The sequence below is a fragment of the Variovorax sp. RA8 genome, assembly GCF_901827175.1.
Classification (GTDB): domain Bacteria; phylum Pseudomonadota; class Gammaproteobacteria; order Burkholderiales; family Burkholderiaceae_C; genus Variovorax.
In genome coordinates, this window is record NZ_LR594662.1 from 2114013 (window position 1) to 2138396 (window position 24384).

Sequence of the window (24384 nt, forward strand, 5' to 3'; positions counted from 1 at the left end):
TCTCATTCGGGGAACACCGCGGAACCGGCTTTGCCGGGCCGCTGGTGTTGCCCCCGGAGAGGGGGTGGGCGGCCACACGAAGTGGGCCAACCTGGGGGAGAACTATTTCAGTCCACCTTGATGCTGGCTTCCTTGGCGAGCTTGCTCCAGCGAACCATCTCGGTCGACACCACCTTGCCGAGCTGCTCCGGCGTGCCGCCGACGCCTTCGCTGCCCTGGGCCAGCAGCTTGTCGCGGATCTCTGGCTCACGCACCACCGTGTTGACCACGCGGTTGAGCTTCTCGATCGCGGCCTTGGGCGTTTTCGAAGGCACGAACATGGCGTACCAGGAATCGACCTCGAAGTCGGCGATACCCGCCTCCTGCATGGTCGGCACGTCGGGGAAGGCGGCGCTGCGCTTGGTGGTGGAGACGGCGAGCGCCTTGAGTTTGCCGGCCTTGACGAACTGCGCCGCCGCGGGAATGGACACCCACAGCAGCGGTACCTGGCCGCCCATCACGTCGGTCACGGCCGGCCCGCCGCCGCGGTAGGGCACGTGCGTCATTTCGGTGCCGGTGCGCAGCTTGAACAGTTCGCCGGCCAGGTGGCCGGGCGAGCCGTTGCCCACCGTCGCGAAGGAGAGCGAGCCCGGCTTGGCCTTGGCCACCTTCACCAGCTCGGCCACGTTGTTGGCAGGGAAGTTGATGTTGGCCACCAGGATCTGCGGCAGCGAGGCCACCATCGCGACCGGCTCGAAGTCCTTCAGCGTGTCGAAGGGCAGCTTGGTGTAGATCGCCGGATTGATGGTGTGCGAGGAGAGCGTGAAGAGCACCGTGTAGCCGTCCGGCGCCGCCTTGGCCGCAATGTCCGTGCCGATCGAGCCCGCCGCGCCGCCGCGGTTGTCGATGAGCACCGGCTGGCCGAGCTGGGCCTGGAAGCGCTCCTGCACGATGCGCGCGATCACGTCGGTGCCGCCGCCGGGCGGGTAGGGGACGATGAACTTGATGGGCTTGTTCGGGTAGTCGGCGCCGTTGCTGCCGTTGCTCCCGCTACTGCCTTGTGCCTGCGCGGCGAGGGGCGCGGCGAGCGCAGCCGCCGTGAGGACCGCGGTGCGCAGCCAGGGGGCGAAACGATTCATTCCAGTCTCCTTTTCTTGGGGGTCGTCGTCATCGGCCCCGGGCCAACCCGGTAGCCCAGCGTGGTGCTGGCATCGCGCGCGCAGGCCATGACCTGCTCGGCGAGCCCGCGTGCCTGGGTGCGCGCGAAGCGGATGGAGGGCACGCTCATGCCCAGGGCGGCAATCGCTTCGCCGCGCGCGTTGAAGACCGGCGCCCCCAGCCCGCAGACGCCGAGCCGCCATTCCTCGCGGTTCTCGGCGTAGCCACGGATGCGGGTGCGCTCGAGCTCGGCATGGAGCGCGTCGAAGACGGTGATGCTGTTGGGCGTGTGCGCAGCCAGCTGGCCGAGGCGCGCGCGCAGCGCGGCGGTGTCGAGCTGCGCCGCAGCCAGCAGCGCCTTGCCCGAAGCCACGCAATAGGCAGCAGCCCGGCCGCCGACCCGCGAGTAGGCCGCCACCGGCAACGGGCTGTCGAATTTGTCGAGGTAGACGATCTCTGCGCCGTCGAGCACCGCGAGGTGGATGGTCTCGCCCGTGGCCTGCGCCAGCGCCGCGAGGTGCGGGCGCAGCAGCGCGCCGATGTCCGCCACCTCGGCCACCAGCGAGCCGAGCTCGAACAGGCGCAGGCTCGGCCGGTACGCGCTGGTCGTCGGGTCCTGCACCGCCCAGCCGCATTCCACCAGCGTCTGCAGCGTGCGGTGCGCATTGCTGCGCGCCATGCCGAAGGCCTGGGCCAGGTCGGTCACGCGGCAGTCGCGCTGCTGGCGCACCATCCATTCGAGGGCGGCTAGGCCCTTGGCGAGCGTGGAGTCCAATGGGGTTCCTGGGTCTGATGTTCTAAATTATGGAACATCGTTCGCACATTTGGAACAACTCTATGTGTCGGAGCCGAGCCTGTCAACCGGGCTCCCCCTGAGCTTGAGGATTAATCACTGTGCAAAGCTTCTCGGAATCGGTGGATTTGTAAGTCGAAAGACCCTCTCTACGACCAAAGTCGCAATTGGAACTGCCGCAGAAGCGGGCACACTCGCGCGCTCGTCCGGCGACATCCGGGCCGAAAACGAACCGGAGGGATCGCAAATGGAAATGATGCATTGGCACTACTTGGGCGCCCTGGGAGGCGTGATCGGTATCGGCTGGCTGGTCGTGGTGCCGATGTATCGCGGCTGGAAGCCCTTGAACGAGCGCATGAGCGAGCGGGTGAGGGAGTCCACCACGCTGCTTGCCACGCTGGAGGATTCCGACCGTGGCCACGCCGGATCGCATCACTCGCGAACGTACGGCGTCAGCATTCGCTGAACTCGCCGCTGCAGCGGCTCCGCCCTGACGGGCCTGCGCCCGATGCCCCGCGGGCGCCCATCTCTCCCCCTGCGCCTCTTCCATCGCGTCCGCCCGGCCCGCCCGTCGCGCCGGGGCTGCGCGCTGCGTGACCGATCCAGCCTGAATACTTAAGTAGGCGTTTTGTCATGACCGGCAGCCCTGCTGCCGCGGGCGATCTGTCCTGCGCAAGTCAGGACGTCACGCTCATGTAGACCTTTGTTTGCATATCTACAGTCATTCCCAAGGCAAGACATCGGCCGGTGAAACCGGCGGATGGGCTGTCGAGGAATGGCTTGGAGAGATGCATGCGAATCGGCGAATCACTGTCGTCCATGGGCATCGAGCTGCTGACAAGCGAGGCAGGCGCCTCCTTCATGGAATGCGCCCTGGTCGGCTCGCTGGTGCTCGTCTTCTGCATGTTGCTGGTCCTGGCCTGGAACAAGAACACATGAGGCCCGGTCGCCGGGTCTCCTGATACGCCGTCGATCGGACGAGAGAGAGAAGTCGCCAAATGCAGGAATTTCACGCGCTGCTCGAGCTCCTTGCGATGCTGGTGTTCGACCCGCGCACCGCGGTGCTCATTGCCTTGCTGGTCATTGCGGGCGTTACCGACTACCGCACCTACCGCATTCCCAACTGGCTGACCTTCGGCGGCGCCGCCTTCGCGCTGGTCTACAAGACCGTCATCGCCGTGTCGCCTGGCTCGGCCCTCCTGATGGCCTCGGGGGGGCTGCTTCTCGGATTCTTGCTGCTGCTGCCGCTCTACATGCTGCATGCGATGGGGGCGGGCGACGTGAAGCTGATGGCGATGGTGGGTGCGTTCCTGGGGCTCGACGAGACCTTCCAGGCGGTGCTGTGCGCCTTGATCGCCGGCGGCGTCGGCGCCATCGGATTTGCGCTGCTCAAGGGCCGTGTCGGCCGGATGCTGGCTAACACGCGGGATGTGCTCCGCGACCTCGTGACCCTCAGCCTGGCGGGCGTGCGGCCCGACGCCCGGATGCACGCGGGCCAATCCATCGGAAAGCTCCCCTACGGCGTGTGCATCAGCGCCGGAACGATCGGCTACGTGCTGAGCCGGCAACTGGGCTTCGTCTAGACCGGCGCGCCGTCTGCAATCCATTTTTCAAGCGAGGCATCCCATGAGGAACATCAAGGCAATCGCACTACTCGTCCTGGCGCTGCTGGCCGGCCTGGCCGCCGCCGTGTACGCGACCGGCTGGGTTTCCCGGCAAGGCGGCGTCGCGTCGAACAAGGTGGTGGTCGCGGCCGTCGACATCGAGCTGGGCAGCCGCGTCAACGCCCAGATGTTGACGACCGTCGACTGGCCCAGCGGCTCGGTGCCGCCAGGGGCCTTCACGGATGTGCAAGCGCTGCAGGACCGCGTGGTCAAGGTCGGCGTGCTTCGCGGCGAAGCGCTGATGGAAGGCAAGCTCGCGCCTGTCGGCACGCAGGGCGGCCTCTCGGCGGTGATCGCCGCAGGCAAGCGCGCCATGACGGTCCGGGTCAACGAGGTGGTGGGCGTGGCCGGCTTCGCGCTGCCCGGCAACTACGTCGACGTGGTGGTCAACGCCCAGCAGGACAAGGTCAAGGGCGAGGACAGCGTGCAGATCAGCAAGACCGTGCTGGAACACGTGCTGGTGCTGGCGGTCGCGCAGGAGGCCGGGCGCGACGACACCAAGCCGAAGGTGGTCAGTGCGGTGACGCTCGAGCTCTCGCTCGAGGACTCGGAAAAACTCGACCTCGCACGCAGCGTCGGCACGCTGTCCCTGGTGCTGCGCAACCAGATCGACAAGGAGAAGGTCGCCACCGCCGGCATCACCAAGAGCCAGCTTTTCGGCGACAAGGCCATCGTGCCCGTGTCGCTTGCCGCACCCGCGCCCGCACCGGCCAGGCCGCGAGTTTCCGTCGTGAGGCCCGCGGTCCGCCAGCCGGTGGAGTGCGTGGAGGTCATACAGGGCGCCAGCCGCGCGCTCAGCTGCTTCTAACAAGGTATCGAGGAGAAGACCAAGTGCACAAGAAAAGCCAATTCGCCATGGTGCTCGCGGCTCTCGCGTGCACCGCCGTCCCGAGCCATGCGGCAGACGGCCCCTTCGCCGCCCAGGTGCCGGGCGCAGCCACGGTGGCGCCCGTCCCGGCCGCCCCGGCGACGAGGCGCTGCACCTCCGTGATCTCCGACGAGCAGCCCACCTATGTGATGCTGGGCAAGTCCGCCGTCATCCCGCTCAAGTCGCGGGTGACGCGCATTCTGGTCGGCGGCCATTCGGGCGGCGGTAGCAGGGCGCCAGCGGCAGCACCGATGTCCGCGCCGGGTACCGCGATGCCTGCCGGCGCTCCGGCTTCGCCGGGAAACGCCAACGATGGTGTCGGCGACCTCGAGGTCATGCTGCTCAGCCCCACGGACCTGTTCTTCAAGGGCCGGACCGCCGGTTCCATGAACGTCGTGCTGCAGAACGCGGAGGGCACCTGCTTCATCAAGGACATCGTCGTCACCGTCGATCCGCTGGCGCTGCAGGCGAAGCTGGCGGAACTGATGCCGGAGGAGAAGGGCATCAAGGTGCGCGGGGCGGAGCGGGCCATCGTGCTCACGGGCGAGGTCAGCGACGCGCTCCGGCTCCAAGACGTGATGAGCCTGGCCGCGTCTTATGGCGATGGCAAGAAGGTGGTCAACCTGCTGCGCGTCATGGCCCCGCAACAGGTCATGCTCGAGGTCAAGATCGCCGAGGTCAGCAAGACGCTGCTCGATCGGCTGGGTTCGCGCCTCGCGCTGGCCCGGTCGAGCAGCGCCGGTGCGAACCAGTATTCACTGATCTCCAGCTTCCTGAGCGAGGGCGGTGGCTTCGTCGAGGCGCTCCGGGTCGGCCGGACCCGGATCGGGCTCGACGGCCAGAAGGACGACGGCCTGGTGCGGGTTCTGGCCGAGCCCAACATCATGGCCATCAGCGGCCAGCAGGCGAGCTTCCTCTCGGGCGGCAAGATCTACATTCCGGTCTCGCAGAGCAACCTCGGCGGCATTCCGACCATTACGCTGGAAGAAAAGGAATTCGGCATCGGAGTGAAGTTCACTCCTACGGTGCTGGACGGCGGCCGCGTCCATCTGAAGATGGTCTCAGAAGTCTCGGACCTATCGCAGACCGGCTCTCCCTTCACGACCGTCGGTGGTGTGACTTCGGTCCTGCCCTCGCTCACGGTTCGGCGGGCCGACACGACTGTTCAACTTAACGATGGTCAGAGCTTCGTCATTGCCGGCCTGATCAAGAGCAACGTCACCGAATCCGTCAAGCGTTTCCCTGGGCTGGGCGAGGTGCCGGTGGTTGGTGCGCTGGCGCGCAGCACCGAATTCCAGAATGACCAGACCGAACTGCTGTTCGTGATCACCCCGCGCATGGTCAAGCCGCTGACCGAATCGCCGCGGCTGCCGACCGACAACCACGTCGTTCCCAGCCGCGCCGAGGTCTATTTCAACGGCGCACTCGAGAGCTCGACACCTGCGCCGTATGCCCCGCAAGACCACTAAATGAGGACCGCCATGACCAAGAAATTTCTCGCCATCGCGGCGCTCATCAGCCTTGTCACAGGTTGCTCGACGACGACACCGCACTACGACGCACGCTTCGGCGATGCAGTGCGCGACGCCAAGAGAAAGATGACCATCAATCCCGAAGCGGGGAAGAAGCGCGACGAAGCGCTCGGACTGGACGGCCGGGCGTCGCGGGAAACGATGCAGCGCTACCAGGACAGCTACAAGGAGCCACCCCCGGCGGTGAACGTCATCAACATTGGCGGGAGCATCGGCTCTTCGCGTTGATTCGAAACGGCCGCGACAGCAGCCATCTACTTGGAAAGGAGCCGATATCGAGCGAGACGTCAGCCATTCACCCATTCCTTTATCAATTTCTCTTCAAAGGTAATCACATGAACAAGCTTCTCAATTCCGCCCGTTCCTTTCTCAAGGATGAAGAAGGCGCGCAAGTGATCGAGTACGCACTGATCATCGCCGTGGTGTCGATCGCCCTGGTGGTCGCTCTCTCCACGCTGCTGACGGCAGGCAACGGCCCGTTCGCGGCCTTCGTCACACGCGTCATCACCTGCCTGACAGGCCCGGCCTGCACCTGAGCCCACCCGGACGCAACGGTGGCCGCGACCTCAGGGGAGGTGCGGTCCCATCGTCCACCCTTCATCGACCATTTGGGACTGACCATGCGCAGCGCAGCAATCCGTCGACGCCAACGCGGGGCCTACATCGTCACCGCCGCGTTCCTGCTGCTGTTCCTGCTCGGTTTCATGGGCATCGCATTCGATTTCGGTCATCTGTTCGTGGTGAAGACCGAGCTGCAGACGGCCATGGACAGCTGTGCCCTGGCCGCAGCGCAGGAGCTTGACAGCCAACCCACTGCACTTGACCGCGCACGCAGCGCCGGCATGACGGCGGGCAATCTCAACCGGGTCAACATGCAATCGGGAACCTGGGCCAACCAGGGCCAGATCGTCGTGGCCAACATCAGCTTCCGGGATGCCGCGTACGCGGCGACCACTTCGCCCGCGGCGGCGCGCTATGCGCAATGCCAGCACACCCAGCCCAACATCAACGGCTGGCTGCTGAAGGCCATGGGCGCCTTCTCCGGCGGCGGGGCCGCCTTCCCCGCCACCCACAGCGTGGTTGCGAACGCGGTCGCCACCCGCGCAAGCGCACAGACCACCTGCCCGGTGCCGGTGGCGCTCAAGCCCAAGCCCGGTGGCACCGCGCCGAACTACGGCTTCGCGGTGGGCGAGTGGATCACCCTCATCAACGCGCAGAACGCAGCCCAGGGCGGCGAGATCGGCTGGGCCAACCTCGATGGGTCGAACAGCGCCTCCGAGACCGAGGCCGAGCTCAACGGACATTGCGGCACCCGCGTGGGCGACACACTGGGCACGCCCGGCGTCCAGAGCTCGGTGGCCGATGCGTGGAACTTCCGCTTCGGCATCTACAAGAACACCGGCGATCCCTCGTCCCTGATCGGAAACCCGGATTTCACGGGCTATGCCTACACCGCGAGCAACTGGCCGGCCCAGCAGAACGCCTACGACGGCCCCGCGCCGGGCGCGGCAGCGCCGACCGCGCAGAACTTCGTCACCAAGCGGGCGGCCTTCGCGTCCTGTGCCGACACGGGCACGCGGGTGAGGGGCGCGAACAGCTGCGAGTCGATCACCGGCTTGTCCATGAACAGTTTTCAGAAACTCGCCGCGCCGGGCAACGCTACCGGCGGCCACAAGCAATACGGTCGCAACCGCCGGATCGTGACGGTGCCGGTCATCAACGGCGCGAACCAGGTCGTCGACTACGCCTGCATGCTGATGCTGCAGCCGCTGTCGATCCCGATGTCGAACGTGCAGCTCGAGTTTCGCGGCAATGCGGGGGCCGCGAACAGCCCTTGCGTCACCAGCGGCCTGGCGGGCGGTGGGGCCGGGCCGCTTGTGCCCGTCCTGGTGAGGTGAAGGCCATGCGATCCGCACAACGAGGTGTCGCGCTGGTCGAGCTGGCGTTGATCATTCCACTGCTCCTGCTGCTGACCTTCGTCACGACCGAGTTCGGCCGCGCTCTCTATGAATACAACGCGGTCACCAAGTCCACGCGCGATGCGGTGCGCTACCTCTCGTACCAGACGCCCGGCACTCATGTCGCAGAGGCGCGCAACCTCATCGTCTACGGCAACATCGCCGGCAGCGGCACGCCGCTCGCCCGCAGCCTCTCGCTCGCCAATGTACCGGTAGGGACCTGCTGCACCTGGCAGAGCGCCGGGACCAATCCGGTCATCAACACGGTCACCGTGCGGGTGAGCAACTACACCTTCCACTCCCTGTTCACGAGCGTGCTTGGCATCGCCTTCGGCAATGCCAACGGCGACATCGTGTTCGGCAACATCACCGCCACCATGCGAGCTGCGACATGAGAAACAGGCACAGCGGCGCCACCACGGTCGAGTTCGCCTTCGGCCTCCTGATCTTCCTGACCTTCACGCTGGGCATCACGGACTTCAGTCGAATGCTCTTCACCTGGAGCGCGGCCCAGGAAGCGACCCGCGCCGGCGCGCGCTATGCCGTGGTGTGCGACGACACCGGCCAGCAGGCGCAGGTGCTCGCGCGGATGCGCACGCTGCTGCCGCAGATCAACACCATCAACGTAGCCTGGACGCCGGCGGGTTGCACCGCCGCCACCTGCCAGGGGGTGACGGTGACGATCACCGGGCTCAACTACCAGTGGATCTCGCCCATCGCCGGCGCCGCCGCGATCGCACCCATCCCGATGCCCACCTTCTCGACTTTCCTGCCGCGGGAAATCATGCGGCAGGACCCCAACAGCGCTGCCATTTGCTCGTGAAACCTGGACTGCCGACCATGAAAATCTCCATCATCTCGCCCAACAAGAACCATCTCCAGGAGATGAGCCGACTGCTCGAGGCCCAGGCGCACACCGTGAGCGTGGTGGACGGCGGCAAGAGCAAGATGCACGTGGTCGCCGAGCGGGACAAGCCGGACCTGATGCTGGTCGATGGCATGTGCTGCGATCCCGAGGAGCTCACCCTGGTCGAGTACGTCACGACCCACCATCCCCAGGTCGCGGTGATCCTGCTGTGCGCGACCCAGACGCCCGAGTTCCTCATCCGCTCGATGCGCGCCGGCGTGCGCGAGGTCCTGCCATCGCCGGCGAGCCCGGACGCGCTGGAGGCGGCGATCGGCCGCGTCGCGGCGAAGCTGCAGAAGGTGAAGCGCCCCGAGGCCGGCAAGGTCCTGGCCTTCATCCCCTGCAAGGGCGGCAGCGGCGCGACCTTCGTGGCGACCAACCTGGCCTGCCAGCTGGCCGAGACCAGCTCGGTGCTCCTGATCGACCTGAACCTGCAGTTCGGCGATGCGCTTGCGTTCGTGAGCGACGGCAAGCCATCCTCCACGGTGGCGGATGTCGCGCACGACATCAGCCGGCTCGATGCCTCCTTCCTCGTGGCCAGCACGGTCAAGGTCGCCCCCAACTTCAGCGTGCTGGCCGCGCCGGAGGACCTCACGAAGGCCATGGAAGTCAAGGCCGAGCATATCGACGCAATCATCGGGCTGGCCGTGACGCTGTACGACTTCGTGCTGCTCGACATCGGCCGCAACCTCAACAACCTGGCGATCCGGGCGCTCGACCGGGCCCACTGCATCTACCTTGTCCTGCAGCCCGGCCTGCCGGCCCTGCGCAATGCAACCAAGCTGATGGCGGTGTTCAAGTCGCTGGGCTACGCGGCGGGCAAGATGGAGTTGATCGTCAATCGCTTTGAGAAGGCCGGCGAGATCGGCATTCCGGAGATACAGCGCTCGCTGAATGCGACCCCGGTGCTCGTGTTGGGGGAGTCCGCCAAGGAAATCGACGCCTCGATCAATCGGGGTGTTCCGCTGGTGCGGATGTCCCGCGGCCATCCGGCGAGCCGCTGCCTGGCCGAGTTCGCCTTGTCGCTGGTGCCGCGGCAGGAGCAGAACACGAGCTTCTTCGCGCGACTCTTTCGCAGGGCGTAGTGCGCCCCCATTCCTCTCACCACAAGGCAGTTCACCATGTCATTCCGGGAACAACTGGACGCGGTCGCGATGGAACCCATCGTGGGCGCCTCGCTTTTGACGGCCTCCGATTCCTTGGGCAATCCGATCGAGGCCAGCTCGTACAAGATGCTCAAGAGCAGGATGCACCTGAAGCTGCTGGAGAAGTTCGACCTGGCGGCGCTGGAGACGCTGCCGCCCGAGGAGTTGCGGCAGGAGATCTCCGCCATGGTGGGCCGCCTGCTGCTGGAGGAGCAGACGGCGGTGAACGACATCGAGAAGCGGACGCTGATCCGCGACATCCAGCACGAGATGCTGGGCTTCGGGCCCATCGAGCTGCTGATGGCGGACCCCACGGTCTCGGACATCCTGGTCAACTCCTACGACCAGATCTACGTCGAGCGCAAGGGGCGGCTCGAGCGCACCAACGTCGGCTTCACCGACGAGAAGCACCTGCTGCGCATCATCGACAAGATCGTGTCGCTGGTCGGGCGCCGCATCGACGAGTCCAGCCCGATGGTCGATGCGCGCCTGCCCGACGGCTCGCGCGTCAACGCGGTCATCCCGCCGGTCGCGCTAGACGGGCCGATGATGTCCATCCGCCGCTTCGCCCACATCCCGCTGAAGATGGAGAACCTGGTGCAGGACCTCAAGAGCCTGACTCCGCAGATGGCCTTCATGCTCGAAGGCCTGGGCAAGTCCAAGGTCAACACGCTCATCTCCGGCGGCACGGGTGCCGGCAAGACCACGCTGCTGAACATCCTGTCGGGCTATATCCCCGAATCCGAACGCATCGTGACCATCGAGGACGCGGCCGAGCTCCAGATGCAGCAGCCGCACGTGATCCGCATGGAGACCCGGCCGGCGAACATCGAAGGCAAGGGCGAGATCACGCAGCGAGCCCTGGTGCGCAACGCGCTGCGCATGCGGCCTGACCGGATCGTGATCGGCGAGGTGCGCGGGGCCGAGGCCTTCGACATGCTGCAGGCGATGAACACGGGCCACGAGGGCTCGCTCACCACCATCCATGCCAACACGCCGCGCGACGCGCTGTCGAGGCTGGAGAACATGATCGGCATGGCCAACCTGAACCTCCCGCACAAGGCGGCGCGCTCGCAGATCGCCTCGGCCATCACGGTGGTGATCCAGGCGCTGCGGCTGATCGACGGGCGGCGCAAGATCACGAGCATCCAGGAGATCACGGGCATGGAGGGCGATGTCATCACCATGCAGGAGATCTTCGCGTTCAAGCAGACGGGCGTCGGCACCGACGGGCTGGTGCAGGGCCATTTCCACGCGACCGGCGTGCGGCCGAAGTTCGCCGAGCGGTTGCGCGCCTTCGGCATCGTCCTGCCCGATGCCATGTTCGATCCGACCCGGCACTACGAATAGCAGGAACAACCAGGAGCCACGGCCATGCTGCAGAACTTCGGCGGGAATGTCTTCGTCATCATCTCGGTGCTCGTCTTCGTGGCCGTGCTGCTGCTGCTGGAGGGGCTCTACCTCATCTGGAAGTCCTATAAGGGCCCGGAGGCCAAGAAGGTCGAGAAGCGCCTGCGCGCATTGTCGGCTGCGCACGACTTGAGCGATCAGGCCCATCTGGTGAAGGAGCGCCTGATGAGCGAGGTCCCCGCGCTGCAGCGCTTCCTGCTGAAGGCGCCGCGCGCGCAGGTACTCGACAGGTTCATCCTGCAGGCGGGCCTCGACACGACCGTCTCGATGCTGCTCCTGTGGTGTGCAGCGGGCGGCGTTCTCGGCCTGAGCGTGGTGGCCGGCGCGCTGCACCAGCCGTTGGCGTGGGGACTGGCCTGCGGCGCGGTCCTCGCCGTGCTTCCGCTGCTGCTGGTGCAGTACCTTCGGGCCCGTCGGCTGGGCCGGCTCGAGCGGCAGTTGCCCGAAGCGCTGGACCTGATGGTGCGCGCCTTGCGCTCCGGCCATTCCTTCGCCTCGGGGCTGCAGATGATCGGCGAGGAAATGGCGGAGCCGATCGCCAACGAGTTCCGCATCGTCAGCGACGAGGTCAATTTCGGCGTGTCGCTGCAGCAGGCCCTGACGAACCTGAGCGAGCGCGTTCCGCTGACGGACCTGCGGTACTTCGTGGTGGCCGTCATGATCCAGCGGGAATCGGGCGGCAACCTCACCGAGGTCCTGGCCAACCTCAGCCGCCTGATCCGCGAGCGGCTGAAGCTCTTTGCGCGGATCAAGGTGCTGTCGTCGGAGGGGCGCCTGTCGGCCTGGATCCTGGGTGTCATGCCCTTTGCGCTGGCGGCCTTGCTGAATGCCTTCAACCCGGGGTTCATGTCGCCACTGTGGAATGACCCGATCGGTATCACGATCGTGAAGTACATGCTGGTGCTGATGGCCGCCGGCGTCGTGGTCCTGATCAAGATCGTCAAGATCCGCGTCTAGAAGGAGCTGCAAATGCTGCTGTTTCCCCTGTTGGTATTCCTGGCCGTCACGCTGGCGATTGCCGGGCTCTTCGTATGGCTGACGCCCACCCGGGCGCAGCAGCGGCTCCAGGTCATGGCCGGCCAGGACGGCAAGTCGCCATGGACCGAGTCCGTGGTGAAGATCCTGGCGCCCTTCGCCCAGCTTTCGACGCCGCCGGACATGGAGCGCGCCTCGCCGCTGCGCATCCGGTTTCTCAATGCCGGCATACGGCATCCCGACGCCTACCTGGTGTTCTTCGGCGCAAAGACGCTGCTGCCCTTCGTATTCGGGGCGGCGACCTTTCTCGTGCTGAGGGCGTCGACCCAGCTGTCCGGCATGTCGCTGCTGCTGAATATTGCAGTGGCGGCACTCCTGGGGTGCTATCTGCCGAACATCGTTCTCCTGTTCATGGCCCGGTACCGCAAGCGCGAGATCTTCGAGAGCTTCCCCGATGCCGCGGACCTGATGCTGGTGTGCGTGGAAGCCGGGCTCGGCCTGGACGCCGGGCTGACCAAGGTCACCGACGAGATGCGCGTCAAGAGCATGGCCCTGGCCGAGGAACTGCACTGGACCAACCTGGAGATGCGCGCCGGCGGCACGCGCGAGAAGTCGCTGCGCAACCTGGCCACGCGCACCGGCGTGGAGGAGATCCGGACCTTCGCCACCATGCTGACGCAGGCCGACCGTTTCGGCACCAGCATCGGCGAGTCGCTGCGGGTCTTCTCGGACGATCTGCGCCACAAGCGACAGGTCCGGGCCGAAATGCTGGCGGCCAAGGTGCCGACCAAGATGCTCATCCCGCTGGTCCTGTGCATCTTCCCGTCCATCCTCATGGTCATCCTGGGCCCGGCGGCGATCCAGATCATCCGCACGATCCTGCCGATGATCGCAGGGCGAGCTTAGGAAAGGCCGGTCACCCCCATGAAAGCAATGATCAACGCCGGCGCGGCGCTGCCTGCCGTGCGAACCTGGGGCCTGTCGTGGCCGCTTATCGTCTGCGTCTGCACGATTGCGGGTTGCTCGGGTACCTCGCACGCCCCCACGTGATGGCCTGGCTCTTGCGGGCGCTGTGGATCTCCGCGCTGGTGAACGCCGCGGAGGCGCGCCGCGGCCGCCCTGGTGGGCGCTCGGCCTGATGGTCCTGTGGGCCAACATGCACGGCAGTTTCCTCCTGGGCCTGCTGCTCGGCGCCGGGATGGCGCTGGACGCCGTGGTTGCGCATCCGCGCGGGCGCGCGCCTGGCGGCCGCCAGGCCATGGGGTCTTTTCGTCGTGCTGTCCCTGGGCGCTGGGATGTTGACCCCCAGTGGCTGACAGGTGTTCTGGCACGCGGTCCACATCATGGGGATGAAGTTTTCGCTGGCCCGGATCGGGGAGTGGCTGTCACCGGACTTCCAACAACCGAGCGCGACGGAGCTGTGGTTGCTCCTGGTGCTGGCCCTCGGGCTCAGCGGGCGGGTACGCTCGCCGTTGCTGCGCCTGGTCCTGCTGCTGAGCCTCGTGCACCTGGCGCTGAAGCATCAGAGGAACATCGCAGTCCTGGGGCGCGTTGCGCCGTTCCTGATCGCGGCGCCGTCCGCGCCAGCGCCCATGATCACGCCCAGGGCCGCGGTCGAGGCCGCCATGGCCGCCGGCGGCAAGGGCAAGGTACTCAACGAATACGCCTTTGGCGGCTTTCTGGGCGAGCATGGGTTCGGATGGTCCCTGCTCGCGCCCGGGACGTCCGCCATCGCCGTGCTCGACGAGTTGCCAGGCTGGCGCCGGGTGTACGCGGACGACACGGCCGTGGTCCATGTGCGTGCCGACACGGCACCGGCGCGTTAGGCACGCAGCCCCTCAAGACAGGGGCCTGCCCAACTGGTGCTTCATCGCATACACATACAGCTCCAGCCGATTCGCCACATCGAGCTTCTGGTAGATCGACGTCAGGTGGTTGCGCAGCGTGTGCTCGGTGATGAAGAGCTGCTTGGCCAGCGACTTGTTGCAGGCGCCGCCCCCCTGGACCACCGCGGAGATGATCTTGTGCTCCTTGGCGGTCAGCGTGGCCTGCTTCTCGGCTTCGGGGTCCGCGTGGGGGCTCTGCCGCGCGGCCATGAATTCCGAGAACACCCGGCTCATCGTCTCGGCGTCCATGCAGAGTTCGCCGCGATGGACCCGCTCGATCGCCCGCAGCACCTGCTCGGCGGAGGCATCCTTGCGCAGGACGCCGCGGGCGCCTTGCAGGACGGCCATGTCCAGCGTCTTCTGCTCGCGTTCGCCGGTCAGGATGAGGGCGCGCGACGCGGGGTTCGACAGAAGCCCGGGCAGGATGTCCAGGGCGTTCTTGCCGTCGAGGTCGAGGTCCAGGAGGATGACGTCGGGCGTGAGGTGACTGGCCTGCTCCAGCGCCTCCTCGCAGCTCCTGGCCGTGCCGATCACCTGCATGCGCGGCTTCTCGCCGTCGATCAGCTTGGACAGGCCCCACAGCATCGTCTGGTGGTCGTCCACCACCATGACTCCGATCGGTTTTGTCGCTGGTTGCATCATCTCCGCCTCCTACATGGGTATTTCGACGTGCACCGAGGTGCCCCCGCCGGTGCCGCGCTGGACGCTGGCATTGCCGCCCAAGGCGCTGGCGCGCTCGGCGATCGAGCGCGGCAGGAATTCGATCGACTGCGTGCCATCCGCCTCGTTCTCGATCTCCACCCTGATCAGCCCGTCCGCGCAGGCCAGCTTGACGGCGCCGCAATGAGCGAGGGTGTGCTTGCAGATATTGTTCAGGCCCTCACGGACGATCTGCAGGATCTCCGCGGCCATGCGGTCGTTCACATTGAGATCGCCCTCGACGCAGACCGCGATGTCGATGCCGTAGAAGTCGCGCACCTGCGCCACCTGTTGCCGCAGCAGCATCGGCACCGCCTGCTCCGACCGGTCCAGCCCGTTGCGCACCGCGCCCGCGTACCGGCGCAGGTCGCCGATGACGCGGGCGGCCATGTCCTGCAGCTTGTCGAGGTCCTCGACCAGCGGGTTGTCCGCGGCGGCCTTGTTGCGCAGCGCGCTGAGGCCCATCTTCAAGCCGATGTAGGGCTGGACGGCGGTGTCGTGGAGGTCCAGCGCGATCTTCTGCCGCTCCTGCGATGCCGCGTCCGAGGCCATCCGGTCGAGCAGCTCGATGTTTTCAATCACCGGAAAGGCCTGGGCGACCACGTGCCCCAGGAACAGCGCATCGGGCCGGTGGAACACGCCGCACCGGGACAGGACGTACAGCCGGCCCTCGCTCTTGCGCAGGGTGACCGGCACGCTGATGAAGGCATCGGCTTCCAGCAGCTCGGCCAGGCCGTCGCACGCGGGATGGGTTTCCTTCATCCATCGCCCCTTCTCGCCGTCGTAGGTGGCTGCGCAGGCGAGGCCGGGCAGGCGCAGCCAGGGCACGCGGCGGTAGATCACCGCACGATGGGGCGCGAGCGTCATCAGCAGCGCAGCCAGTTCGGGGGCGATCCGCTCGGCCTGGGGGGAACGATGGGCATCGCCCTGCCGGATGGTGCGCAATGAGCAGGCGCCGGACTCCTTGTCGCGCACGACCAGCAGGCAGCTGCTGCTCTCCAGGAAGAAGCGCTGGATCTTCTCGAGGATGCCGGTGACCGTGTGGTCGACGCCGAAGCGCGGATTGGACAGCCGGCTGACGGCGCGCAGCAGCGCGAGCCGCCGCTTGAGCTCCACCTTGGAGCGGCCCCAGTAGATGATCATGTAGCCGAGCGCGAGGATGAAGGTGGAGCGCAGCAGCAGGCGCGGAAGATCCTGCTCGGTGGCGGAAGCCATGGCGCAGATCGCGAAGAGGGCGACCGAGGCCAGCGTCACCCGCGCGCCTTCTTCGAAACCCCAGCGGAAGGAGGAGGTGAGGATGGCGAAGAAGAAGAACAGGAAGAAGGCGCTGTGGACGCCGTCCGTCAGCAGCACGATCAGCGCGTACCAGCAGATGTCCAGCCAATGGATCACCCGGCTTTGCGAGAGCGGCGCCTCCAGTTCCGAATAGACGCACACCACCACGCTGTGCAGGATATAGCCGCAGAAGAGCAGCCAGGTCGAACCGTCCACGCCCCGCAGGCTGGCCGGGTCGACGAACACTGCGAGCAGGGCCGAGACGGAGAGCACCAGCCGCATCCGCGCCACCATGCGGGCGTCCCCGGCATCCGCCGCAAGGCTCGTGTCGATCTCCAGTTTCCGCTCCAGCCCCTGCACCCGCATCCGTTGTTCTCCTCGCGCCGGCCCGCTTCGCGCGCTACATGTGAATTGTTCACAGGTTACTACTTTGGTAAGCAGGTGTATGGGGTTTTGCCAGGGCGAGGAGCTCTTTCGTGCGAAATATCACGCACCGGGGCGGGCGGTTTCAGCGTCGATGGAACCCGGCCATCAGGGCGATCAGCTCGCGGAACATCGCCGGACCGCCCGCGGCCGCGAGGTCCAGCACATGGCTGCGGCTGTAGTACGGACTCAGGTCCAGCCCAACGCCGACGCCCGCGATGCCGATGCGGCCGGCCTGCTCGTGCCGCGCCACCACGTCCTGCAGGTGGTGGTCGAGGTAGTGGTCGTCGTTGGCGAGGTTCGTGGCGCTGTCCATTGGCGAGCCGTCTGACAGCACGAGCAGCAGCTTGCGTTCCTCGGCGCGTGCGTCCAGGCGCTCGCAGGCCCATTCCACCGCCTCGCCATCGCAGCCTTCGCGGAACAGGTCGGGCTTGAGGAGGGCGGCGATCGCCGGGCGCGCGCGGCGCCAGGGCGTCTCGGCATCCTTGAAGACCAGGTGGCAGCGCTCGTTGAGGCGGCCCGGGTGCGCCGGCCGGCCGGCGCGCAGCCAGTCGCGCCGGGCCCGCCCGCCGTTCCAGGCGCCCGTGGTGAAGCCGAGGATCTCGCTGGCCACGCCGGCCTGCTCCAGCGCGCGCGCCATCACGTCGACCAGCATCGCCACCGATTCGGCATGCGCCTTCATCGAGCCCGAGCAGTCGATCAGGAAGCCGACGACGCAGTCCGCCACCGGCTCCAGCCGCTCGGTGCGGAACAGCCGCCGCTCGGTAGGCGAGGCGACCAGCTGCGCCAGGCGGCGGCCGTCGATGCGGCCTTCCTCCTGCGCACCGTCCCAGCCCTCGCGCTGGGGCTCGGCGAGCAGGGTGCGCAATTCGCGCGCGAGGCGGGCGATATTGATGCCTTGCGCGGCGATGCGGCGGTCCAGCGTCTCGCGCAGCTCGACGAGCAGTTCCCGGCGCACCAGCGAGGCCGCCTCGTGTTCGCGGTCGTAGTCGGTGGTGAAGACGCGGTAGGCATCGCCTTCGCCCTCCAGCAGCGCGCTGCGGCCGGCGTCGGCGGTGGTAAAGGCTTCGACGATCTCGCGGTCCATGTCGGCGACCAGGCTGAAGACATTGCGCTTGTCGTCGGGCTCGGCTTCGCGGTCTTCCTGGCCGTCCTCGCTTTCCTCTCCTTGGCCGGCGGCATGCAGCATTGCCGCCACCGTGCGCGCGATGGCGCGGGCATGCACCGCATAGGCCGCCTGGTCGGTGCGTTCGCGGCGCAGGCCCGCGAGCGCATGGCCGATCAGCGGCGAGAGCGCGAAGCGGGTGGCTTCCAGCATGTCCTCGGTCTCCTCCACCACCTGCTGGCCGCTGACGCGCGCGCGGCAGATCTGCGCGACCGCGTAGAGCAGCAGGCCGCGCGCGGTATCGGTCAGGCCGGAGTGGTGGAAGGACAGGGACCACTGTTCATGGCGATGCCGCAGGTTGCGCCGCATGCCCGGCATGGCCTCGGGCGCGAGCGACTCCACGCGGAACTGCTCCAGCATCTCGAACAGCATGCGCTCGACCGGCTCTTCGGGGCGCAGGCGTTCGTGCAGGGCGGCGTCCGATGCGCTGAGCCGCAGCGCCAGGCCGTCCGCCGTGCCGCGGAAGGATGCGAAGTCGTCGCTCTCCGGCGAGGGATGCAAATGCGGCGCGTACCAGGGCAGGGGCTGGCGGCCGCGGTGCAGGCGCTGGCCGCGGAAATGCAGGTTGGGCTCACCGCTGTAAGCGCGGATGAAGGCGGCGCAGAGCTCGCCGATCTGCTGCGCATGCCGCACCTGTTTCTGTGTATTGCTCACGGCACTCTCTCAGTTCTTCAGCATGGCGAATGCAGCATGCGGCGCATGGAGCCACTCTGTTCGGGGAACACCGCGGAACCGGCTTTGCCGGGCCGCTGGTGTTGCCCCCGGTAGGGGGTGGGCGGCTACACGAAGTGAGCCAACCTGGGGGAGCGCGTCATTCCTCCTTCAGCTCCAGATCGAAGCAGCGCTGGAAGTACTCCGCCACCAGCGGCCGCTCGGCCTCGTCGCACTTGTTGACGAAGGAGAGGCGGAAAGCCAGCGCCGGGTCGCGGAAGATCTCCACGTTCTCGGCCCAGGTGATCACGGTGCGCGGTGACATCAGCGTAGAGAGGTCGCCGGCCGCGAAGCCCTTGCGCGTGAGATCGGCCACCGCCACCATCGCGCGCACCATCGCGTGGCCGGCCTCGTTCTTCATCGAGGGCACGCGCGCCTGCACGATCGCGATCTCTTCCCCGGCCGGCAGGTAGTCGAGCGAGGCCACGATGTTCCAGCGGTCGATCTGCGCATGGTTGAGCCGCTGCGCGCCGTGGTAGAGCCCGTTGAGGTTGCCCAGGCCCACGGTGTTGGCGGTCGCGAACAGGCGGAAGGAGGGATGCGGATGCAGCACCCGGTTCTGGTCCATCAGCGTGAACTTGCCGCCATGCTCCAGGATGCGCTGGATCACGAACATCACGTCGGGCCGCCCCGCGTCGTACTCGTCGAAGATCAGCGCCACAGGCCGCTGCAGCGCCCAGGGCACGATGCCTTCCTGGAACTCCGTCACCTGCTGGCCGTCGCGCAGCACGACCGCGTCCTTGCCCACCAGGTCGAGCCGGCTGATGTGGCCGTCCAGGTTGAGCCGCACACAGGGCCAGTTCAGCCGGGCCGCCACCTGCTCGATGTGTGTGGACTTGCCGGTGCCGTGCAGGCCCTGGACCATCACGCGTCGGTCGCGCATGAAGCCGGCCAGGATGGCCAGCGTCACGTCGGGGTTGAAGCGGTAGACCGCGTCGACTTCGGGCACATGGTCGTCGCGCTCGGCGAAGGCGGGCGCCATCAGGTCGCTGTCGATGCCGAAGACCTCGCGCACGCTCAGCAGGCGCTCGGGCTTGAGGGAAGCGATGTCGGTCATGTCGGTGGTCCTTCAGGCCTGCGCGCGCGCGTCGGTCTCGGTGTCTGCGTCGATGCGCGACAGGGCGAGCGCGGCCCGCTGCAGCGCGGGCAGCAGCTTCTTGGCCTTCTCCATGTCCATGCGCATCACCGGTGCCTGCACCGCGATGCACAGGTTGGAAGGCCCGCTCTCGCTCGGCACCAGTGCCGCGATGCACAGAAGGCCGGGCAGGAACTCCTCGTTGTCGAAGGCGCAGCCGTCCTTGCGCACGCGCTGGATCTCGCGCTCCAGCGCGTCCAGGTCGGTCAACGTCCTGGGCGTGTAGGCCTCCAGCGGTGCGTGGGCCAGCAGGCGCCGGCGCTGCGCCGGGCTCATTTGCGCGAGGAATACCTTGCCGCTGGCCGAGCAGTGCACCGGCACCCGCGAGCCCGGGTGCAGGTAGAAGCGCAGCGGCGCCGCCGTCTCCACGCGGTCCAGGTAGACCACCTCGCTGCCCGAAAGCGCGGTGAGGTTGCAGCTCTCGCCGATCTCCTCCACCAGCTGGCGCAGCACCGTGTGGCGCGCGCCATGGTGGCTGTCGTTCAACAGCAGGTTCTCGGCCAGCCGCCGCAGCCGCGTGCCGATGCCGTAGAGCCGGCTGTCGCCCTCGCGCTGCAGCAGGCCTGCGGTCTCCAGCTGCTGGAGCATGCGGTGCAGCGTGGGCTTGGGCAGGCCGGTGGCTTCCACCAGGTCTTGCAGGGCGTAGCGCTGGTCCTTGGCGGCGATCACCTCCAGCAGCGCGAACAGGCGCATGGTGGGCGTGTCGCCGTTCAGCTCGGCGGTTTCGGGTTTCAGGGCATTGACGACTTCCATGGCCCGGATCATAGTCGTTTCACTAAAAAACGGGACAACCTGTACCGATTTCCGGAATTTTGTTTGACGCAAGCCGGACAGGGCCCTATATTTCGCCAACACGAATTCCGGAACTATCGGTTCCAACTTTCGAGAAACCTGCGACTTCGCCGACCCTAGGAGACCTTCCATGACCAAGCAACCCCCCGCCACGCCCGCCCGCGCCGCCGTCACCGGCGTGCAGAAGATGACGCCCTCCGAGGCCTTCGTCGAAACCCTGGTCGCCAACGGCGTGACCGACATGTTCGGCATCATGGGCTCGGCCTTCATGGACGCGATGGACATCTTCGCGCCCGCCGGCATCCGCCTGATCCCCGTGGTGCACGAGCAGGGCGCTGGCCACATGGCCGACGGCTATGCGCGCGTCTCCGGCCGCCATGGCGTGGTGATCGGCCAGAACGGCCCGGGCATCAGCAACTGCGTGACCGCCATTGCGGCGGCTTACTGGGCGCACAGCCCGGTGGTGATCGTCACGCCCGAGACCGGCACCATGGGCATGGGCCTGGGCGGCTTCCAGGAAGCCAACCAGCTGCCGATGTTCCAGGAGTTCACCAAGTACCAAGGCCATGTGAACAACCCCAAGCGCATGGCCGAATACACGGCGCGCTGCTTCGACCGCGCGATCTCCGAAATGGGCCCGACGCAGCTCAACATCCCGCGCGACTACTTCTACGGCGAGGTCGAGTGCGAGATCCCCAAGCCCATGCGCGTGGAGCGCGGCTCGGGTGGCGAGAACAGCCTGGCGGCTGCGGTCGAGCTGCTGGCCACCGCCAAGTTCCCCGTCATCCTCTCGGGCGGCGGCGTGGTGATGGGCGACGCGGTCGAGGAATGCAAGGCCCTGGCCGAGCGCCTGGGCGCGCCGGTGGCCAACGGCTACCTGCGCAACGATTCCTTCCCCGCCAGCCATCCGCTGTGGGCCGGCCCGCTGGGCTACCAGGGCAGCAAGGCCGCGATGAAGCTGATCGCGCAGGCCGACGTCGTGCTCGCGCTCGGCTCGCGCATGGGCCCGTTCGGCACGCTGCCGCAGCACGGCATGGACTACTGGCCCAAGAACGCCAAGATCATCCAGGTCGAGGCCGAGCACACCAACCTGGGCCTGGTGAAGAAGATCACCGTCGGCATCCACGGCGACGCCAAGGCGGTGGCCAAGGCGCTGCTCGCGCGCCTGGCGGACCGCACGCTCGCCTGCGACGCCACCAAGGCCGAGCGCGCCGCGAAGATCAAGGAAGAGAAAGACGCATGGGAGAAAGAGCTCGACGGCTGGACCCATGAGCGCGACCCCTACAGCCTCGACATGATCCAGGAGGCCGAGAAGGAAGGCGGCAAGTGGCTGCACCCGCGGCAAGTGCTGCGCGAACTGGAGAAGGCGATGCCGCCGCGCGCCATGGTCTCCACCGACATCGGCAACATCAACGCCGTGGCCAACAGCTACCTGCGCTTCGAGGAGCCGCGCAGCTTCTTCGCGCCGATGAGCTTCGGCAACTGCGGCTACTCGCTGCCCACCATGATCGGCGCCAAGCTGGCCGCGCCGGACCGCCCGGCCATCGCCTACGCGGGCGACGGCGCCTGGGGCATGAGCATGGTCGAGATCATGACCTGCGTGCGCCACGAAATCCCGGTGACGGCGGTGGTCTTCCACAACCGCCAGTGGGGCGCGGAGAAGAAGAACCAGGTCGACTTCTACAACCGCCGCTTCGTCGCCGGCGAGCTGGAGAGCGAGAGCTTCGCAGGCATCGCCAAGGCCATGGGCGCCGAGGGCATCGTGGTCGACCGGCTGGAGGACGTGGGCCCCGCGCTCAAGAAGGCGGTGGACATGCAGATGAACCAGGGCAAGACCACGGTGATCGAGGTCATGTGCACGCGCGAACTGGGCGACCCCTTCCGCCGCGACGCGCTCGCCAAGCCCGTGCGCCTGCTCGAAAAGTACAAGGACTACGTCTGAGCGCAGGCCGCAGCAGCGACATGGCTTCAGCAGCACAGCAGCTGGCGACCGAGCCAGCTGCGCATCCCCGGCTCGACGCCCTGGTGGCCCGGGCGCGCGAGCGGGCGAGCAGCCGGCGGGTGCGCGTCGGGCTGGTCCATCCCTGCGATGCGGCGGCGCTCGACGCGGCCGCGCGCATCCGCGACGAGGAGCTCGCGCAGCCGGTGCTGATCGGCCCGCGCGAGGCCATCCTGCACGCGGCCGGCGCGGCCGGCGTCGATGCCAACGACTTCGAGATCATCGACTGCAGCGACACCGCCGCCGAGAGCGCGCGCCGCGCCGTCGCCATGGCGCGCCAGGGCGTGGTGGGCGCGCTCATGAAAGGCTCGCTGCACACCGACGAGCTGATGTCGGCCGTGGTCGACAAGACCATCGGCCTGCGCGGGGACACGCGCATCAGCCACCTTTTCCTGTTCGACCTGCCGCGCTACCCCAAGCTCCTGGGCGTGGCCGACTGTGTGGTCAACATTGCGCCTTCGCTGGAAGCCAAGCGCGACATCCTCGGCAACGCGATCGCGCTGCTACGCAAGCTGGGCATCGAGCAGCCCAAGGTCGGCATCGTGGCCGCGGTGGAGACGGTGAACCCGGCCATCCCGGCCACCGTCGATGCGCAGGCGCTGGTCGCGATGGCACACGCCGGTGCCTGGCCCGGGGCCGTGGTCGAAGGCCCCTTCGGCTTCGACAACGTGATCTCGGCCGAGGCCGCGCATATCAAGAAGATCGAGTCGCGCGTGGCCGGCGATGCCGACCTGCTGCTGGTGCCGGACCTCAACGCCGGCAACATGCTCTACAAGAGCTTCACCTACATCGGCGGTGGCGAATGCGCCGGGCTCGTGCTGGGCGCACGCGTGCCGATCGTGCTGACCTCGCGCGCGGACTCGCTGCCTTCGCGCATCGCCTCGGTGGCGCTCGCGGTGCTGGGGGCCGCGCAGGACTCGGTTTGAGAAGGACATCCGAATGCGGATGTCCGATTTCTACCCAGTCGCGCTTTTGCAGAAGTCGATGAACCCCTGCATCGTCCGCCCCGGCCGCCGCTCGCGATGCAGCACGATCGAGAGCGCGCGCGAGTTCTTCGGCAGCGTTGTCTTCAGCTCCACCAGCGAGCCATCCGCCAGCGCGTCGGCCACCGCATAGCGCGACATGCAGCCGACGCCCACGCCCGAGGCCACCACGCGCTTGATGGCGTGGCTGCTGCCCAGCTCGAGCTCGATGTTGAGCGGGCCGACGCGCCGGCCCAGCCAGTCGTTGGTCGCCTCGCGCGTGCCGGAGCCTTCCTCGCGCAGCACCCATCCCGCCTCGGCCAGCTCGCGCACGCCGGCCGTGCGTCCCGCCAGCGGGTGTGTCGGCGCGGCCACGATCACCATCTCGTCGCTGAGCCAGCGGTGTACCGCCAGGTCGGGATGCGTCTGCCGGCCCTCGATGAAGCCGACGTCGGCGTCGAAGCCGACCACCGCGGCGATCACGTCGGTGCTGTTCCCGATGATCAGCCGCGCGCGCGCCTGGGGGTTCTCCTGCTTCCAGCGCAGCACGATCCCGGGCAGCAGGTACTCGCCCGTGGTGAAGCTGGCCGCGATGCGCAGCGGCGTCTGCTGCTCGGTGAAGAACAGGGCCTGCAGCTCGGCGGCCTGGTCCACCAGCGAGACCGAGCGCGCCAGCAACGCGCGGCCGTTCTCGTTGAGCACCAGGCGGCGGCCGATGCGGTCGAACAGCTGGGCGCCGAGCGCGGCTTCCAGGTCGGCCAGCGCGGCGCTGGCGGCCGACTGCGAGCGTGCGACACGGCCGGCCGCGGCGCGCGTCGAGCCCTCGCGCGCCGTGGCCGCGAAGACCTCGAGCTGGCGCAGGGTGAGGCGCAGTCGATGATCGGTTTTTTCGGTCATGATGAACTGAATTAACTGCTTTTTTGTTCAGAAGCAGAACCCTATCATGGG

Annotated in this window: 25 protein-coding genes; 17 read left to right on the forward strand and 8 right to left on the reverse strand. The window is 67.3% G+C overall.

Annotation, left to right across the window (positions count from 1 at the left end):
- Positions 1-107: 107 nt before the first annotated feature.
- Positions 108-1118, reverse strand: a complete 1011-nt coding sequence (locus tag E5P3_RS10070) for a tripartite tricarboxylate transporter substrate binding protein (protein ID WP_162585843.1) — start codon at positions 1116-1118, stop codon at positions 108-110.
- Positions 1115-1912 (reverse strand): IclR family transcriptional regulator, encoded by a 798-nt coding sequence (locus tag E5P3_RS10075; RefSeq protein WP_162585844.1) that lies wholly within the window; start codon positions 1910-1912, stop codon positions 1115-1117. Before E5P3_RS10075 ends, E5P3_RS10070 begins: the two co-directional genes overlap by 4 nt.
- A 265-nt stretch (positions 1913-2177) precedes the next feature.
- On the opposite strand from E5P3_RS10075, the gene E5P3_RS10080 reads away from it, so the two are divergent.
- The 15 genes from E5P3_RS10080 to E5P3_RS10150 all read left to right on the forward strand — a co-directional run bounded on the left by E5P3_RS10080 (position 2178) and on the right by E5P3_RS10150 (position 14215).
- The gene (locus E5P3_RS10080) at positions 2178-2396 is read left to right on the forward strand and encodes a hypothetical protein (protein ID WP_162585845.1); all 219 of its coding nucleotides are present in this window, start codon (positions 2178-2180) and stop codon (positions 2394-2396) included.
- A gap of 326 nt (positions 2397-2722) precedes the next feature.
- A complete protein-coding gene (locus E5P3_RS10085; protein ID WP_174263060.1) occupies positions 2723-2869 on the forward strand; it encodes a hypothetical protein in 147 nt (48 codons plus the stop codon).
- Between the two features lie 59 nt (positions 2870-2928).
- Positions 2929-3513: an A24 family peptidase gene (locus E5P3_RS10090; RefSeq protein WP_162585846.1), complete on the forward strand. Its 585-nt coding sequence runs from the start codon at positions 2929-2931 to the stop codon at positions 3511-3513.
- Between the two features lie 43 nt (positions 3514-3556).
- Positions 3557-4402, forward strand: coding sequence for a Flp pilus assembly protein CpaB (gene cpaB / locus E5P3_RS10095; protein WP_162585847.1), 846 nt, complete (start codon positions 3557-3559; stop codon positions 4400-4402).
- A gap of 47 nt (positions 4403-4449) precedes the next feature.
- Positions 4450-5931 carry a type II and III secretion system protein family protein gene (locus tag E5P3_RS10100; RefSeq protein WP_162589623.1) on the forward strand — a complete coding sequence of 494 codons (1482 nt, stop codon included), beginning with the start codon at positions 4450-4452 and terminating at the stop codon, positions 5929-5931.
- 12 nt (positions 5932-5943) lie between these two features.
- Positions 5944-6222, forward strand: coding sequence for a hypothetical protein (locus E5P3_RS10105; RefSeq protein ID WP_162585848.1), 279 nt, complete (start codon positions 5944-5946; stop codon positions 6220-6222).
- A gap of 107 nt (positions 6223-6329) precedes the next feature.
- Complete coding sequence (locus tag E5P3_RS10110; RefSeq protein ID WP_162585849.1) at positions 6330-6530, forward strand: Flp family type IVb pilin; 201 nt, start codon at positions 6330-6332, stop codon at positions 6528-6530.
- An 84-nt stretch (positions 6531-6614) separates the two neighbouring features.
- Positions 6615-7892 (forward strand): pilus assembly protein TadG-related protein, encoded by a 1278-nt coding sequence (locus E5P3_RS10115; RefSeq protein WP_162585850.1) that lies wholly within the window; start codon positions 6615-6617, stop codon positions 7890-7892.
- Between the two features lie 5 nt (positions 7893-7897).
- Positions 7898-8347, forward strand: a complete 450-nt coding sequence (locus E5P3_RS10120) for a TadE/TadG family type IV pilus assembly protein (RefSeq protein WP_162585851.1) — start codon at positions 7898-7900, stop codon at positions 8345-8347.
- The gene (locus tag E5P3_RS10125) at positions 8344-8775 is read left to right on the forward strand and encodes a TadE/TadG family type IV pilus assembly protein (protein WP_162585852.1); all 432 of its coding nucleotides are present in this window, start codon (positions 8344-8346) and stop codon (positions 8773-8775) included. The genes E5P3_RS10120 and E5P3_RS10125 overlap by 4 nt, the downstream gene beginning before the upstream one ends.
- A gap of 17 nt (positions 8776-8792) precedes the next feature.
- Positions 8793-9944, forward strand: coding sequence for an AAA family ATPase (locus E5P3_RS10130; RefSeq protein WP_162585853.1), 1152 nt, complete (start codon positions 8793-8795; stop codon positions 9942-9944).
- A gap of 36 nt (positions 9945-9980) precedes the next feature.
- The gene (locus tag E5P3_RS10135) at positions 9981-11354 is read left to right on the forward strand and encodes a CpaF family protein (protein ID WP_162585854.1); all 1374 of its coding nucleotides are present in this window, start codon (positions 9981-9983) and stop codon (positions 11352-11354) included.
- A 24-nt stretch (positions 11355-11378) separates the two neighbouring features.
- The gene (locus tag E5P3_RS10140) at positions 11379-12371 is read left to right on the forward strand and encodes a type II secretion system F family protein (protein WP_162585855.1); all 993 of its coding nucleotides are present in this window, start codon (positions 11379-11381) and stop codon (positions 12369-12371) included.
- 12 nt (positions 12372-12383) lie between these two features.
- On the forward strand, positions 12384-13295 hold the full coding sequence (locus tag E5P3_RS10145) for a type II secretion system F family protein (RefSeq protein WP_162585856.1): 912 nt from the start codon (positions 12384-12386) through the stop codon (positions 13293-13295).
- A gap of 437 nt (positions 13296-13732) precedes the next feature.
- Positions 13733-14215, forward strand: a complete 483-nt coding sequence (locus E5P3_RS10150; RefSeq protein ID WP_162585857.1) for a hypothetical protein — start codon at positions 13733-13735, stop codon at positions 14213-14215.
- A 12-nt stretch (positions 14216-14227) separates the two neighbouring features.
- Here E5P3_RS10150 and E5P3_RS10155 read toward each other — a convergent pair whose 3' ends face one another.
- The 5 genes from E5P3_RS10155 to E5P3_RS10175 all read right to left on the reverse strand — a co-directional run bounded on the left by E5P3_RS10155 (position 14228) and on the right by E5P3_RS10175 (position 20448).
- Positions 14228-14917, reverse strand: a complete 690-nt coding sequence (locus E5P3_RS10155; RefSeq protein ID WP_232073069.1) for a response regulator — start codon at positions 14915-14917, stop codon at positions 14228-14230.
- Positions 14918-14926: 9 nt separating this feature from the next.
- Positions 14927-16615 (reverse strand): sensor histidine kinase, encoded by a 1689-nt coding sequence (locus E5P3_RS10160; RefSeq protein WP_162585858.1) that lies wholly within the window; start codon positions 16613-16615, stop codon positions 14927-14929.
- Positions 16616-16757: 142 nt separating this feature from the next.
- Positions 16758-18491: a cobaltochelatase CobT-related protein gene (locus E5P3_RS10165; protein ID WP_162585859.1), complete on the reverse strand. Its 1734-nt coding sequence runs from the start codon at positions 18489-18491 to the stop codon at positions 16758-16760.
- A 157-nt stretch (positions 18492-18648) separates the two neighbouring features.
- The gene (locus E5P3_RS10170; protein ID WP_162585860.1) at positions 18649-19605 is read right to left on the reverse strand and encodes an AAA family ATPase; all 957 of its coding nucleotides are present in this window, start codon (positions 19603-19605) and stop codon (positions 18649-18651) included.
- Positions 19606-19617: 12 nt separating this feature from the next.
- Positions 19618-20448 carry an IclR family transcriptional regulator gene (locus E5P3_RS10175; protein WP_162585861.1) on the reverse strand — a complete coding sequence of 277 codons (831 nt, stop codon included), beginning with the start codon at positions 20446-20448 and terminating at the stop codon, positions 19618-19620.
- A gap of 157 nt (positions 20449-20605) precedes the next feature.
- On the opposite strand from E5P3_RS10175, the gene xsc reads away from it, so the two are divergent.
- Together xsc and E5P3_RS10185 are read left to right on the forward strand one after the other, a co-directional pair.
- Positions 20606-22417: a sulfoacetaldehyde acetyltransferase gene (xsc, locus tag E5P3_RS10180; protein WP_162585862.1), complete on the forward strand. Its 1812-nt coding sequence runs from the start codon at positions 20606-20608 to the stop codon at positions 22415-22417.
- 20 nt (positions 22418-22437) lie between these two features.
- Positions 22438-23400 carry a bifunctional enoyl-CoA hydratase/phosphate acetyltransferase gene (locus tag E5P3_RS10185; RefSeq protein WP_162585863.1) on the forward strand — a complete coding sequence of 321 codons (963 nt, stop codon included), beginning with the start codon at positions 22438-22440 and terminating at the stop codon, positions 23398-23400.
- Between the two features lie 30 nt (positions 23401-23430).
- On the opposite strand, the gene E5P3_RS10190 is transcribed toward E5P3_RS10185, so the two are convergent.
- Positions 23431-24333, reverse strand: a complete 903-nt coding sequence (locus tag E5P3_RS10190; RefSeq protein ID WP_162585864.1) for a LysR family transcriptional regulator — start codon at positions 24331-24333, stop codon at positions 23431-23433.
- Positions 24334-24384: the final 51 nt, after the last annotated feature.